Below are 14,675 nucleotides of genomic sequence, written 5' to 3' on the forward strand. Positions count from 1 at the left end.
CCTAAACTCCGGCCGCCTTCCGGCGGACAGCGTCGGAACGACTTCGCGAACGACGCCGAAGGGAATCGAGTTTGGGTCTGCCGCCGCGCCTTGGTCTTCCCAACCGCCGGACCAACCGACCTGCCGGCCCCGGTGCCGGTGCTCTTGTCGGTGCCCTTGAGGACGACAGCCGGTTCGCCTCTCTCGGCCGGCCGCGCCGGATCTGGGCCATCGGCGCCATCCATGCACAGCCGGACCGGCTGGACCCGATCCATCAGGCCGTCGGGCAGCGCTTCCGCCCCGGCGACCGGTTGGTCTATCTCGGCAACATGATCGGCTTCGGCGAGCAGGTGGTGGAAACCATCGACCGGCTGCTGGCCTTCCGCATCGCCCTGCTGGCGATGCCGGGCATGATCGCGTCCGACATCGTCTACCTGCGCGGCCAGCAGGAGGAGATGTGGCAGAAGTTGCTGCAACTCCATTTCGCCCCCGATCCGCGCACCGTGCTGGACTGGATGCTGCGCCAGGGCGTTGCGCCGACGCTGGCGGCCTATGGCGGTCATCTCGATGCCGGCAGGGCGGCGGCACGCGGCGGGGCGGTGATGCTGGGCCGCTGGACGCGTGAACTCCGGCAGGCGGTGGCCGCGAGGCCCGGTCATGAGCAGCTGTTCAACGCGCTGCGCCGCGCCGCCTACACCGGCGGCCCGGTCTCGCAGGGCGGGGTGACGGATGACGGCTCCTCCGACGGGCTCCCGGAAGACGCTGGGGACGGCGAAGGCTGGACCGGCAGCAGCCGCGGCGGCGGAAGCCTGCTGCTGGTCAATTCCGGCATCGATCCCCGCCGCCCGCTGACCGGCCAGGGCGATGCCTTCTGGTGGGGCAGCGCCGGCTTCGCCCGGCTGGAGCAGTCCTATGGCGGTTTCAGCCGTCTGGTGCGCGGCTACGACCCCAACTGGATGCCGGAAAGCCCCGGCGTCGGTGTCGGACCGGCGACGGTGACGCTCGACGGCGGCTGCGGCCGCGGTGGCTACCTCGTCTGCGCCTGCTTCGATTCTTTCGGTGAGATGCTGGACCTTTTCCAGGCGTGACCCAACCTCAGGTTCTGCCGGATCGCTCCGTCCAACCGTAACTTCGCGCAATAACAGTGAAGAGTCTTCGTTGTCCGTCCCTCGCCGGCCGCCCATGAACGGGTCGCCGGTGAAATTCCTTTTTTCCCTAGTGATCCGCCCCCCCTACACCTGCGTATGATTCCGCAACAGGGCGCGCTCATGCTTGTTGTCTTAACCCGACGGCATCGACCGGCGGCAGGCGGCAAAGCGGCGAAGACCCGATAGTACGGGGATATGCGAAGGAACACGATGCCGCCCAGACGGGAAGGAAGGGACGGATGGCATACATCGACGATCCGGAGACTCAGCGCGCAAACCTGAGCTTCATCAAGGCATCCATGCGCGAACCGTTGCTGTCGCGCGACCATGAATTCGACCTCGCCCGAAAATGGCGGGAGGGCAACGACGAACGAGCCCTGCATCAGCTGGTCCGGGCATACACCCGTCTGGTGGTGGCCACCGCATCGCGGTTCCGCAATTATGGCCTGCCGATGGGCGACCTCGTCCAGGAGGGCAATGTCGGCCTGATGCAGGCGGCCAGCCGCTTCGAACCCGACCGCGAGGTGCGTTTCTCCACCTACGCCGCCTGGTGGATCCGCTCGGCCATGCAGGACTACATCCTGCGCAACTGGTCGATCGTGCGGACCGGCACCACCGCCGCGCAGAAATCCCTGTTCTTCAACCTGCGCCGGCTGCGCGCCAAGATCGACAGCGCCACCCAGAACGGCAGCGGCGCCCCCCTGACCAGGGAAGGCCGCGAGTGGATCGCCGGCGAACTGAAGGTCGAGGTGTCGGAGGTCGAGGCGATGGAGATGCGCCTGTCCGGTTCCGACCAGTCGTTGAACACGCCGGTGGCCGATGGCTCCGACGACGACTGGCAGGATTTCCTGGCCGACCAGCGCCCCTCGCCCGAGGACGTGGTGATCGGCATGCGCGACGCCAGCACGCGCTCGCAGTGGCTGGCGGAGGCGCTGGGCGAACTGAGCCCGCGCGAACGCACCATCATCCGCGAACGCCGCCTGCGCGAGGAAGGCGCAACACTGGAGGAACTCGGCCGTGAACTGGGTGTCAGCAAGGAGCGCGTGCGCCAGCTGGAGCACCGGGCGCTGCTGAAACTGCGGCAATCGATGCTGAAGCGGGTCGAGGATTCCGACGACCTGCTGGCGGAGGCGTGAGAGAGCGCCCTCTCCCTGGAAGAAAGAGGGCGCTTTTTACAGCATCAATGCCGGAAGTGCCGCATTCCGGTCAGCACCATCGCCAGACCCTTCTCGTCCGCGGCGGCGATAACGTCGTTGTCGCGGATCGAACCGCCCGGCTGGATTACCGCCGTCACCCCCGCTTCCGCCGCGGCCAGCAGGCCGTCGGCGAAGGGGAAGAAGGCGTCCGATGCAACCACCGAGCCCTTGGTCAGCGGCTCCGACAGGCCGGCGGCCTTGGCGGCTTCACCCGACTTGATGGCGGCGATGCGGGCCGAGTCGACGCGGCTCATCTGGCCGGCGCCGACGCCCACAGTGGCGCCGTTCTTGGCGTAGACGATGGCGTTCGACTTGACGTGCTTGGCGACGCGGAAGGCGAACAGCAGGTCGGCCAGCTCCCGTTCGGTCGGCGCGCGCTTGGTGACGACCTTCAGCTCGGCCGGGTCGATGCGGCCGCTGTCGCGGTTCTGCAACAGGAAGCCGCCCGACAGCTGCTTGATCATCATGCCGGGCTCGGCCGGGTTCGGCACGTCCTTGGTCAGCAGCACGCGCAGGTTCTTCTTGGTGGCGAGCAGCGCGCGGGCGGCCTCGTCGGCCTCCGGGGCGATCACCACCTCGGCAAACAGCTTGGAGATCTCCTCGGCCGTCTCGGCATCCAGGCTGCGGTTGACGGCGATGATGCCGCCGAAGGCGCTGACCGGATCGCACAGCAGGGCCGACTTGTAGGCCTCCAGCAGGTTCGACCCTTGCGCCACGCCGCAGGGGTTGGCGTGCTTGATGATGGCGACGGCCGGCTGCTCGAACTCCGCCACCAGCTCGAAAGCGGCGTCGGTGTCGTTCAGGTTGTTGTAGGACAGCTCCTTGCCCTGCAGCTGCACGGCGGTGGCAACGCCCGGACGCTTCTCACCGGTGACGTAGAAGGCCGCCTGCTGGTGCGGGTTCTCGCCATAGCGCAGGGTCTGTGCCAGCGAACCCGACAGGGTGGTGCGCGGCGGGAAGGTCTCGCCCAGCTGGCCGGCCAGCCAGGTGGAGATGGCGGCATCGTAGGCGGCGGTGCGGGCATAGGCGCGCTGCGCCAGCTTGCGGCGCAGGGCCAGCGTGACGCAGCCGTCATGGGTCGCCAGCTCGTCCATCACCGCCTCGTAGTCCGACGGCTCGGTGACGATGGCGACGAAGTCGTGGTTCTTGGCGGCGGCGCGGATCATCGCCGGCCCGCCGATGTCGATGTTCTCGACGCAGTCGTCGTAAGCCGCACCCTTGGCGACCGTCGCCTCGAACGGATAGAGGTTCACCACCACCAGATCGATGCCGGGGATATCGTGCTGCGCCATCGCGTCGGCGTGGACGTCGCGGCGGGCCAGGATGCCGCCATGGACGCGCGGGTGCAGGGTCTTGACGCGACCGTCCATGATCTCCGGGAAGCCGGTGTGGTCTGAGACCTCCTTGACCGGCACACCGGCCTCGGCCAGACGCTGGGCCGAACCGCCGGTCGACAGGATCTCGACGCCGCGGGCGGCGAGCGCCTTGCCCAACTCCACCAGACCGGCCTTGTCGGACACGGAAATCAGGGCGCGGGCGATGCGGACCTTGTCGGGAGCGGGGGCGTGGTTGGCTTTGGGCGGGCTCATGGCGTCATCCTGATCGCTGCGGGAATTGCATAAGGCCGCAGGCAACCGGGGAGACCCGGACAAGCACGGAAGAAGAAAAGCACGGACGACCACGGAGATGCCGCTCAGCTGTGCTTAGCCGCGTCCGCCCGTCCGTCTGCACATTGCCGGCCCGGACGGACATGGATAAGCACGGCGTGAAGAGTCCCGTGGTCGTCCGTGCCCCAAAATCCCGTGTTCATCCGTGTTTCCACGCCTCTCCCGAAGGGAATAGGCCCGGCCACCGCGGATGGGCGCGATTTACGCCGCCTTGCGCTCGCGGCGCAAGGCCCATTTCACCGTCAGCCCTTCGGGTCCGCATTGTCCCTGCATCATGATCTGCCGGGTGCGGCGGGGCTCCTCCCCGCTACCGAGATAGACGCTCTCCGCCACCTCCAGCACGGCGCCGGTCACCCGCATGCGCCAAGCATTGCCGCTGGGAAGGCGCAACAGCACCTGATCGTTGCCGCCATTGCCCTGTGCCTGGACGGGAACGACTTGGACATTGGGGTGCAGGTGGAAGCGGATGGCGTAGGGCTGCGGCTGCGGGGTGGCGCCGATCACCGGCTCCAGCGTGTCCTCGCCGCGCAGATCCTCGCCATTGTCGGCCAGATAGACGCGGCGGCGGTGCAGAAGGCCGAAGCCCTTGCTGTAGCCGTTGTGGGTGGCCACCACCAGCATGGCCCCGTCCGATTCCTGGCGTTCGCAGCTGACATGCGTCGGCCTACGGCCGAGCCCGCCCTTCTCCAGCACCTCCGACGAGTTGGTGTCGGCGACCACCATGGTCGAGTGGGCGGAGGTGCCGGCCAGCGCCGCGCGCCAAGGGCCGCGCTGCGACGGGTGGCTGCCGCAATTGACGATCAGCCGCTCCTTGTTGACGGAAACCTCCATCGACAGGGTGCCGGCATGGGCGGTGCGGTCGAGCCCGACCGGCGGCGGCGCGCCGGTGTCGAGCAGAACCAGCGTGCGCCCGGCAAGCAGGCGCTCGAAGCCGGTGTGCGGCGCGCTTTTCAGCGGACGGCCACGGGCATCGGCCTGGGCCAGCACCGTATCGATCAGCGCCGGCTCTTCCTCCCGCCCGCCATTGAACAGGGCGAGTCCGCCATCGACATGGCGGAAGAAGCGCAGGGCCGGCGTCATGCGGTCGATGGCGTGCTGGAGGGTTTCCGGCACCTCCTCCTTCGCGACACGCAGGACCGCGCGCATGTCGATCAGGTCGCGCAGCACCCGCATCTGGATCGACGGGTTGCGCTCCACATGACCGCCGTCGGGCAGGATCTGACGGGGCAGCTCCTTGTCGAGCAGGCGCAACGCCTCCCGCGCCGCCTTGTCCTGGTCGGGCAGGCAATAGCCGCCATAGAGCAGGCCCTTGATCGCGCCGATCAGCCGCTCGCCGTCCAGCTTGGCCGGCGCCACCCGCAGGAGGTGGCGGAGCTGGCGGGCCATGCTCTCGAACACCCGGGCGCGGAACTCGTCGTCGGCGGACGCGCAGTAGAAATCATGCAGACCGATCCAACTGGACAGCCGCATGCCCAGCACGTCGGGCGCCCAGCTCTGTGAATGCCAGCCACCGTTCTGGTCCAGCCAGGACCACACCAGCACCCGCGCGCGGCGCCGCGCGGTGTCGCCGCCGACCGCGCGCAAGTCGCGCAGCCACTCGAAGCCGTGTGCGGCGCGCAGCCAGCCTGGGCTGACGCCCTGGGGCCGCCAGTTGGGCACGCCGTTGGGGTCGACCATGACTGGCTGGCCGGCAAAGCTCATCCGGCCGGCCAGCATGGCGTTGCCGGTGTCGGTATCGCCCGGCCAGGGATCGGGCGGGATCACCGCCAGCGCGCCCGGCGCCTTGCCGCCCAGCATCAGGGCGTAGAGGGGGTTCCCATAGGCAAGGCGCGCCATGCCGCTGCGAAACCGTCCGTTCCCGTCGCCCATCTGCGCCGACTCCTTCAGGACCGCAAGCGGCGTCGGCAGCCGGCGGAGGGTGATGATGCGGTGCGGGAGAACGCGGACGGAAGCATGGCTCGTGTCGTATCAATTCGCCGCCCGCACCGCAAGACAGGGCTGGGATTTATCCCGCGGTGCGGACCGCAAAAGGCTTCAGTCCGGGCGCCGACGCAGGCGTGCCACGAAGAAGCCGTCGATCCCGCCGAGATCGGCCAGCATGCCCGGCAGGCTGCGGACCTCCCCCGCCTCGTTGATCAGCTCCGACAGGCCGCCAAGCTCGTCGGCGGTCACAGGCCAACGCTCCACCCGCTTGTCATGTTCCAGCAGGCGGGCGACCTGCGCCTCCCCTTCCTCCGGCTGGATCGAGCAGGTGCAGTAGATCAGCGTGCCGCCGGGCTTCACCAGCCCGACAGAGCGGGCGAGCAGCCGCGACTGGGCACGGGCCAGCTTGGCGATGTCGTCCGGCGTCTTGACCCGCAGGATATCGGGATGGCGCCGGATCGCCCCCGTAGCCGAGCAGGGCGCGTCGAGCAGCACGGCGTCGGCCGGCTCCTCCGGCTCCCAGCTGGTGGCGTCGGCGGCCAGCACATCGGCCTCAAGGCGCAGGCGCTTCAGGTTCTCCGTCACCCGTTCCAGCCGGCGTGCCGAGCGGTCGATGGCGGTGACCCGAGCGCCCCGCACCACCAGCTGCGCGGTCTTGCCGCCGGGGGCGGCACACAGGTCGAACACCCGTTTGCCCGACAGATCGCCGAACAGCTTGGCCGGCAGCGAGGCGGCGAGATCCTGGACCCACCATTCCCCGTCCTCGAAGCCCGGAAGCTCGGTCACCGACCCGCCGGTCGGACGGCGCAGCGATCCGGTCGGCAGCAGGGTGGCGCCCAACCGTTCCGCCCAGCCCTCCGGATCGGACTTGACGGTGATGTCGAGCGGCGCCTCGTGCAGGTGCGCCTCGACGATGCCGCGGGTGCGGGCGGTGCCGTAGGCGGAGCGCCAGGACAGCCACAGCCAGTCCGGCGTGTTCAGCCGCCCGGCATCCTGTCGCGCCGCCATCTCCGCCCCTTCGCGCCCGATGCGGCGCAGCACGGCGTTGATCAGCCCCTTGTAGGGAGCGGCGTTGCGCGCTGCCGCCAGCTCCACCGCGGTGTCGACGGCGGCGTGGGCGGGGGTGTTCAGGAACACCAGCTGCGCCGTGCCCAGCCGCAGCATGTCGTGGATGGCCGCCTTGGGCAGGCCCGGCTTGGCGAGGCTGGCCTGGATCATCTCGTCGATCTGGCCCAGCCGGCGCAGGACGGTGGCGACCAGCAGGCGGACGAAGCCGCGGTCGCGCGGCTGCAATGCCGCCAGTTCGGGATGCGCGTCGAACGCGTCGTCGAAGGGGACGGACTTGCGCAGCACGTCGCGCAGCAAGTCGAGCGCAACGCCGCGGGCGGCGAGGGAAGTGTCGGTCATGTGTATGGATCTAGCGCGCCGGACGGCCAGTGTCGATACGGGATGCCCAGCGATTTCAAAAGCCCGTTGCCGGGCCGCGGCGGCTGGAAAAGCGAAGGGCCGGTGCGTTGCCGCCCGGCCCTTTGATCTTCGCTTTCACCGGAGAACTGGAGCGGGCGAAGGGATTCGAACCCTCGACCCCAACCTTGGCAAGGTTGTGCTCTACCCCTGAGCTACGCCCGCGCTCCCGTCGTCCGGGAGCCGCTTTCTACGGAAACACGGCCTCCGCCGCAAGAGGAAAATTCACCCTCCCCTCACTTTTTTCGCGACCTCTCCTTCCACCCTTGCTGCCCTCCCTTTCCGCACCGCGGCACCGGGCAGCTTGCGTCCCGGCAGCAGGGCGTTATGGTACGCCGCCATACGGCAACGGATGGAGATTGCGGCATGGCCGGCACCATCACCCTGACCCGCGATGGAGCGGTCGCGACCCTGACCCTGTCCAACCCGGACAAGCTGAACGCCTTCGACAAGCCGATGTGGCACGCCCTGATCGGCCATCTGGGGGCGCTGGAAGCCGATGAGGAAACCCGCGTCGTCGTCATGCGCGGCGGTCCCGGCTCCAACGGCGCCCGCACCTTCTCCCCCGGCGCCGACATCTCGGAATTCGAGAGCGAGCGCAACAGCCCGGAACAGGGGGCGAGCTACGGCGACCTGATGGACGAGGGGCTGGATGGGCTGCGGGCCCTGCGCCAGCCGGTTCTGGCCGCCATCGACGGCCCTTGCTGCGGCATCGGTCTGGCGGTGGCGCTGGCCTGCGACCTCCGGGTCTGTTCGGAGAGCAGCCGCTTCGGCGTGCCGGTCAGCCGGCTCGGCATCTCCATGGGACCGACGGAGTTGAAGCTGGTGGCCGACGTCGCCGGCGGTCCGGCGGCGCTGGAGATCCTGCTGGAGGGCCGCGTCTTCGGTGCGGCGGAGGCCAAGGACAAGAAGCTCGTCCACCGCATCGCCCCGGATGAAGGCTTCGAGGCGGAGATCGCCGCCACGATCCAGCGCATTGCCGCCGGCGCGCCGCTGGCTGCGACCCTGCACAAGCGCTATGTCCGCCGCCTGTCGGATCCGGCACCGCTGACCGAGGCGGAGGTCGCCGAATGCTACCGCTGTTTCGGCACCGAAGATTTCCGCGAGGGCTACCGCGCGTTCCTGGAAAAGAGGAAGCCGGTGTTCACCGGGCGTTGACGTGATAAGGCTGGCGGCCTGTTCAGGACGAGCCCATGAGGAGACTTACCGCGATGACGATCCATCCAACCGTTCGCCCCCTGCCGCAGAAGATCATCGGCGTGCTCGGCGGCATGAGCAATCAGGCCACCGGCGAATATTACCGTCTTCTCAACGACGGCCTGAATGCCCGGCTGGGCGGCTGGGACAACGGCGAGATCGTCATCGTCAGCGTGAATTTCGGCAACATCGAGCATTTCGTCCGCACCGGCGACTGGAACGGCGCCGAACGCTATCTTTCCGGCAAGGTCGATGCGCTGGAGCGGGCCGGCGCCGATCTGGTCATCTGCGTGTCCAACACCATGCACCGGGTGGTCGAGCCGATCATGGCCGGCCGCAGCATCCCCTTCATCCACATCGCCGACCCGACGGGCGAGGCGATCGCGAAGGCCGGGCTACAGCGGGTCGGCCTGCTCGGCACCGCGGCGACCATGCGGTCCGACCTGCTGGCGGAGCGGTTCCGCGACCGTTTCGGCATCGAGCTTCTGGTGCCCGACGAGGCCGATCAGGCCACCGTCGACCGCATCATCTTCGATGAGCTGGTGCGGCGCGACCTGCGCCCCGACTCCAAGGCCGAGTACCTGCGCATCGTCGAGGATCTGCGCCGCCGCGGTGCCGGGGGCGTGATCCTGGGCTGCACCGAGATCTTCCTGCTGATCGACCAGCCCGATCTGCCGGGCTTCCCGGTGTTCGACACCACGCGGCTGCACACCCAGGCGGCGGTGGACTTCGTCTCCGCAGGCGGGTGAGCCGCCTTGGACCACGCTTACGCATGGCAGGGCTTTCGCATGGACGATGGTCAATGCGGCGTGACGCCTCACATTCGTAGGGTTCCGCTCCCTGCCTGACGGTCCGTCATGTCGCGCGTCACCCCGCTGATCATCGCCTGCGCCCTGTTTATGGAGAACCTCGACTCGACGGTGATCGCCACCGCCCTGCCGGGGATCGCGCAGTCGATGGGCGAGGATCCGCTGCGGCTCAGCCTGGCGATGACCTCCTACATGCTGGCGCTGGCGGTGTTCCTGCCGGTCAGCGGCTGGGCCGCCGACCGGTACGGCGCCCGCACCGTCTTCGCCAGCGCCATCGGCGTCTTCATGGCGGGCTCCATCGCCTGCGGCCTGTCCAACGGGCTGGCGGAGCTGGTGGCCGCCCGCATTCTCCAGGGCATGGGCGGGGCGATGATGGTGCCGGTCGGCCGGCTGATCCTGCTGCGCACCGTGCCCAAGGACCAGCTGGTGACGGCGATGGCACGGATGACCCTGCCGGCGCTGATCGGGCCGGCGCTGGGGCCGCTGGTCGGAGGGGCGATCACCACCTACGCCTCCTGGCGCTGGATCTTCTTCATCAACGTGCCGATCGGGCTGGTGGGCATCGCCCTGGTGCTGGCGCTGATCCCCAACCTGAAGGAGGAGCAGCGCGATCCCTTCGACGCCCGCGGCTTCCTGTGGAGCTCCATCGCGCTGGCCGCCTTCATGTTCGGTTTCGAGAATGTCGGGCGCGACCTGCTGCCGGCCTACGCGGTGGCGATCCTGCTGGCGGTGGCGCTGCTGGCGACCGTCGCTTACCTGCGCCATGCCCGGCGGGTGGCGCGGCCGGTGCTGGACCCGTCGCTGTTCAAGTTGCAGACCTACCGGGCGTCGGTCCTGGGCGGCACCCTGTTCCGCATCGGCATCGGCGCGGTGCCCTTCCTGATGCCGGTGATGCTGCAGATCGGCTTCGGCCTGACCGCCTTCGAGTCGGGCGCCCTCACCTTCGCCGGGGCGGCGGGCGCCCTGACCATGAAGGCGCTGGCGGGCCCGATCCTGCGCCGCTTCGGCTTCCGACCGGTGCTGACGCTGAACTCCATCGTCAGCGGCGTGATCCTGGCCAGCTACGGCGCCTTCCGTCCCGACACGCCGCATCTGGTGATCCTGGGCGCGCTGCTGCTGGGCGGCTTCTTCCGCTCGCTGCAATTCACCGGCATGAACACGCTGAGCTATGCCGAGGTGCCGCAGCCGATGACCAGCCGCGCCAACACGCTGGCCAGCGTGATGCAGCAGTTGTCGATGAGCCTGGGCGTGGCCGTCGGCGCCACCGCGCTTCACCTGACCGTGCAGTGGAGCGGCGCGCTGACCCCGGCCTCCTTCGTTCCCGCCTTCCTGACGGTCGGGCTGATGGCCTGTGCCTCCAGCCTGCCCTTCTGGCGCCTCCCCGCCGATGCCGGCGACGAGATCAGTGGACATATCGGCCATCGCGGGCCGGATAAGCCGGCGGGCGATGCCCGCAGCGCGACGGTCAAGGCCGCTGCCCTGACCGACGCCGCGGATTAGCAAAACGGGGGCGAACGACCACCGACCCGTTTCCGAGCATCGCAAACATCCCTATCCATTTTGCGGATATAGAGAAATCGCTGGCACTTCGGATGAGAATAATTCCGGCGATCATGATTAATTTTCGTGCGAGTCAGGGTTGGTAGCGCGTGCGTTCCGGGCGCGTTCCCGCTATAAACATGCATGGCGGCCATGCGCCGCCCTCAAGATAACGGGAGGCTCCGGGCGGTTGCGCATCGGGGCGGGACAGCATGATGGATTGGGACAAGCTTCGGGTCTTCCACGCGGTGGCCGAAGCCGGCAGCTTCACGCACGCCGGCGAGACGTTGAACCTCAGCCAGTCGGCGGTCAGCCGCCAGATCAGCGCGCTTGAGGAAAGCCTGGGCGTTCCGCTGTTTCACCGCCACGCCCGCGGGCTGATCCTGACCGAACAGGGCGAGCTGCTTCACCGCACCGCCCGCGACGTCTTCGCCAAACTGTCGATGACCGAGGCGATGCTGACCGAAAGCCGGGAGCATCCGAAGGGCCCGCTGCGGGTGACGACGACCGTCGCCTTCGGATCGACATGGCTGACGCCGCGCATCAACGAGTTCATGTCGATCTACCCTGACATCCAGCTGACGCTGCTGATCGACGACGACGAGTTGGATCTGGCGATGCGCGAGGCGGATATCGCCATCCGCATGAACACGCCGCGCCAGCCGGACCTGATCCAGCGGCATCTGATGTCGATCCGCTTCCACCTCTATGCCAGCCAGAGCTATCTGAAGAAGAAGGGCTCGCCCAAGACGCTGGCGGAGCTGGACAGCCACGACCTGATCACCTACCCGCCCGACGTGCGGGCACCGATCCCCAACGTCAACTGGATCATGGAGATGGGCGATCCGTCGCCCAACCGGAAACCGATCCTGCAGGTCAACAGCGTCTACGCCATCTACCGCGCGGTGGAGAGCGGACTCGGCATCGGTGCGCTGCCCGACTTCCTGGTCGACAGCTTCTCCAAGGACGTGACTCGGATCCTGCCGGATGTCGACGGGCCGAAGGTCGACGCCTACTTCGTTTATGCCGAAGAATTGCGCCATTCCAAGCGCATTGCCGTCTTCCGTGACTTCCTGGTTAAAAAAGTGGCAGAAACTCCGTTCTGACCACGAACATTTTCAATGATCTGTTAAGAGAATTGCCGAAAACGACAGCGCCGCTCCAACTTACCGGGGCGGCGCTGTCGTTTTCGGCATTTTTATTAGCTTTCTAAGGGACATCTGAAGCCATGCGTGTCTTGCATGGTAGATTTATACATTTATGCCTGGAAAGTTGGCAGCAGAATGGTCAAATTTTGATCGTTGGATGTTGCGACGCAGCATCTGATGTTTCGTCCCGGAGGTCTCCCCTCCGGGGTTGGGTCCTCGGACCCAGCGTCTCCCAGACGTGAAGCCTCCCTGTTCAACTCGCCGCTAATCCATCGGGTTAGCGGCGGTTTTTTTATGTGCACAGGGGTTGAGGTCTCACCGGGGTCTCAGGATTGCTTCGCTTGGCGGGCTGGTCCTCCTCGACGCTGCCGGCAGCCCCGGCACGAGCGGGCGCTCGTCCATCTGCTGATCATGACGCCGATTGCCAACAGGACGGGCGCTTGACGGCCTCCTTGAACCTCCGACCGCCGCGCAGCGGCCCGAGGCTACCTGTTCTGCCGATCCCCTCGGCCCCACGGCGCGAGTCGCGGCTCCCGCTGCGCCAGGAGGCTTGCCCTCAGCAGCCGGCAGCGGCGGAACCGCAGCGCTCGCGCCGCATCTTCACCGCGTCTCTGCAGCGGCACAGCCGCGCCGCCACCGCGAAACCGCCGCAGGGGCATAGCGGATCGACCGCACTCCACGCGCATCGGCAGCGCACACCGCAGCGCCCTACAGCTGCGGTCAGGGTCAGGGTGCGCTGGCGATGGCTTTCGGCGTGATCGGGGATGTAGGCGCAATAACGCAAACGGTTAGCAGGTCCGGCACGATCCCCCCCGCATGGCCCGATAACGCGCGACATCACACTGGCGACGTTGACCAAATGGCGCTAGCGCTCGGTCAGGGAGACCAATGTCGTCACCTGGACGAGGTCGAGAGGCAGGCGTCCAGCGCGCTTGCAACATTGAGGAGCTGGGCTTCGCCAGCATCACTTAAACGGTAGCGCGGCGGCTTTTCCATCCCGACATGCCTCTAATCGAGCCAGTACCGCAACTCATTTTGCCAGATCCTGAGAAATCAATATGAAACCATGGAAAGAGACAGAAAATATCCAAATAATTATATGGCCGAAATAATCAATAAGTTTACGGAAATTTCATTTAGTTCCAAAATATTGCGATATTTATTTTTGCATTTATGCGACACAACAGATGATTTACACACTAAAATGCAGGAAACATGGGTGACGTGATAGAAATTGCACCATTTCGTTGATCTTTTTGCATGTTTCATCTTAGCAACAACGCGGAACGCGCTCTATGATTGGGGTAGCGTGGCAGATTGGTTGTAACGCTCACGCACTGATTGCAAGGTGAAACACCCATGCCGCCGTCGCCGTCCCCGTCCACTCTCGCGTTGATCCGCCAAAGCCTGATGTCGGGCGGTCGCCTCCCGGCAATGGTTGCGGCTCCCATCGCACTCGGCGTTTCGCTGGCCGGCAGCGCCGCATCGGCGGAAACACTGTCCACGGTTCAGAATCAGACTTTCGAGCCGACCGGCAGCAACATCCTCATCACCAGCACCGGCGGCGTGGTCGATAGCGGTACCGGCAACGTGTACACCGATCAGACCACCGGCGTGTGGGTCAAGTCTGCCGGTGGCTGGACCCTGACCAACCAGGGCACGATCAGGATTTCGGTCGACACGAACTTCTATCAGGCCGACGGCATCTACGGGCAGACCTACGGCACCGTCATCAATTCCGGACTGATCGACGTTCAAAAAACCTACGATGGCATCCTGTTCGCCAATTCGTCGGGGTCGCTGAGGTCAGTCGTCGAGAACACCGGGACAATCATCGGCAACTGGGCCGGCATCGAATCCTCCCACGCGCTCAACCTCACCAATGGGACGTCGTCCGACGGAGCGGCGCTGATCAAAAATGTCCGGTCGGCGACGGCTTACATGCAGACGGATTATGCCGCGGTCATGGTCGCCGGGCTAACCACGCCCTCCTTCGTCACCAACTATGGCACGATCATCGGCACCACCGACGCGCTCTCCGTCACCGGTGTCTCGACCATCGTCAATTATGGGACGATTGCCGCCGGAAACGGCTACAGCGCGGTCAAGACCTACGGGTTCGGCGCCGGCAGCCTCATCACCCTGAAGGACGGCAGCGTCGTGGTCGGTGGCATCCAGGCCGGGGGCGCCAACCAGGTTCTGCGGCTGGAAGGCAGCGGCAGCCTGAGCGGATCGGTGTCCGGCCTGACCAGCCTGACCATGAGCGGAACCGAGTGGACGCTCGGCGGCGCGAGTTCGGCCACCACCACGAACCTCCAGGCCGGCACGCTGCGCGTCAACGGCTCGCTCACCACCGGGCTGCAGCTCAGCAGCGGCACGACGCTCGCCGGCACTGGAACGGTCGTCGGGAATCTGACCACCCCGTCCGGCACCACCCTGTCGCCCGGCGGTTCCAGCACGCCCGGCACCCTGACGGTCACCGGCAACTACACGCAGGACAGCGGCAGCACGCTGGCGATCCGGACGACCTCGTCCACCGCCAGCAAGCTGGCCGTCACCGGCACCGCCACAATGGGCGGCGCGCTGTCCGTCACTTCGGCCGGCA

Annotated in this window: 9 protein-coding genes, 1 tRNA gene and 1 pseudogene; 7 read left to right on the forward strand and 4 right to left on the reverse strand. The window is 66.9% G+C overall.

Annotated elements, in window-relative coordinates; all coding sequences use genetic code 11:
- Positions 1–71 precede the first annotated feature (71 nt).
- Both TSH64_RS22840 and TSH64_RS22845 read left to right on the forward strand, forming a co-directional pair.
- A complete protein-coding gene (locus TSH64_RS22840) occupies positions 72–1,067 on the forward strand; it encodes a hypothetical protein (protein WP_109448496.1) in 996 nt (331 codons plus the stop codon).
- A gap of 299 nt (positions 1,068–1,366) precedes the next feature.
- Positions 1,367–2,263, forward strand: a complete 897-nt coding sequence (locus TSH64_RS22845; RefSeq protein WP_109048123.1) for an RNA polymerase factor sigma-32 — start codon at positions 1,367–1,369, stop codon at positions 2,261–2,263.
- A gap of 44 nt (positions 2,264–2,307) precedes the next feature.
- Here TSH64_RS22845 and purH read toward each other — a convergent pair whose 3' ends face one another.
- From purH to TSH64_RS22865, 4 genes are all read right to left on the reverse strand, one after another.
- A complete protein-coding gene (purH, locus tag TSH64_RS22850) occupies positions 2,308–3,912 on the reverse strand; it encodes a bifunctional phosphoribosylaminoimidazolecarboxamide formyltransferase/IMP cyclohydrolase (protein ID WP_109448498.1) in 1,605 nt (534 codons plus the stop codon).
- 279 nt (positions 3,913–4,191) lie between these two features.
- Positions 4,192–5,859, reverse strand: a complete 1,668-nt coding sequence (locus tag TSH64_RS22855; RefSeq protein WP_109448501.1) for a heparinase II/III family protein — start codon at positions 5,857–5,859, stop codon at positions 4,192–4,194.
- A 165-nt stretch (positions 5,860–6,024) separates the two neighbouring features.
- On the reverse strand, positions 6,025–7,320 hold the full coding sequence (locus TSH64_RS22860; RefSeq protein WP_109448503.1) for a transcription antitermination factor NusB: 1,296 nt from the start codon (positions 7,318–7,320) through the stop codon (positions 6,025–6,027).
- 147 nt (positions 7,321–7,467) lie between these two features.
- Positions 7,468–7,542, reverse strand: a tRNA-Gly gene (locus TSH64_RS22865).
- 201 nt (positions 7,543–7,743) lie between these two features.
- Here TSH64_RS22865 and TSH64_RS22870 point away from each other — a divergent pair.
- The 5 genes and pseudogenes from TSH64_RS22870 to TSH64_RS35985 form a co-directional block, all read left to right on the forward strand.
- On the forward strand, positions 7,744–8,535 hold the full coding sequence (locus TSH64_RS22870) for an enoyl-CoA hydratase-related protein (RefSeq protein WP_158285407.1): 792 nt from the start codon (positions 7,744–7,746) through the stop codon (positions 8,533–8,535).
- Positions 8,536–8,588: 53 nt separating this feature from the next.
- Positions 8,589–9,323: an amino acid racemase gene (locus tag TSH64_RS22875; RefSeq protein WP_109448507.1), complete on the forward strand. Its 735-nt coding sequence runs from the start codon at positions 8,589–8,591 to the stop codon at positions 9,321–9,323.
- A 108-nt stretch (positions 9,324–9,431) separates the two neighbouring features.
- The gene (locus TSH64_RS22880) at positions 9,432–10,883 is read left to right on the forward strand and encodes a DHA2 family efflux MFS transporter permease subunit (protein ID WP_109448509.1); all 1,452 of its coding nucleotides are present in this window, start codon (positions 9,432–9,434) and stop codon (positions 10,881–10,883) included.
- 254 nt (positions 10,884–11,137) lie between these two features.
- Complete coding sequence (locus TSH64_RS22885; RefSeq protein ID WP_109448511.1) at positions 11,138–12,028, forward strand: LysR family transcriptional regulator; 891 nt, start codon at positions 11,138–11,140, stop codon at positions 12,026–12,028.
- 1,476 nt (positions 12,029–13,504) lie between these two features.
- Positions 13,505–14,675: pseudogene (locus TSH64_RS35985) on the forward strand (hypothetical protein); the annotation flags it as partial.

This window comes from Azospirillum sp. TSH64 (genome assembly GCF_003116035.1).
Classification (GTDB): domain Bacteria; phylum Pseudomonadota; class Alphaproteobacteria; order Azospirillales; family Azospirillaceae; genus Azospirillum.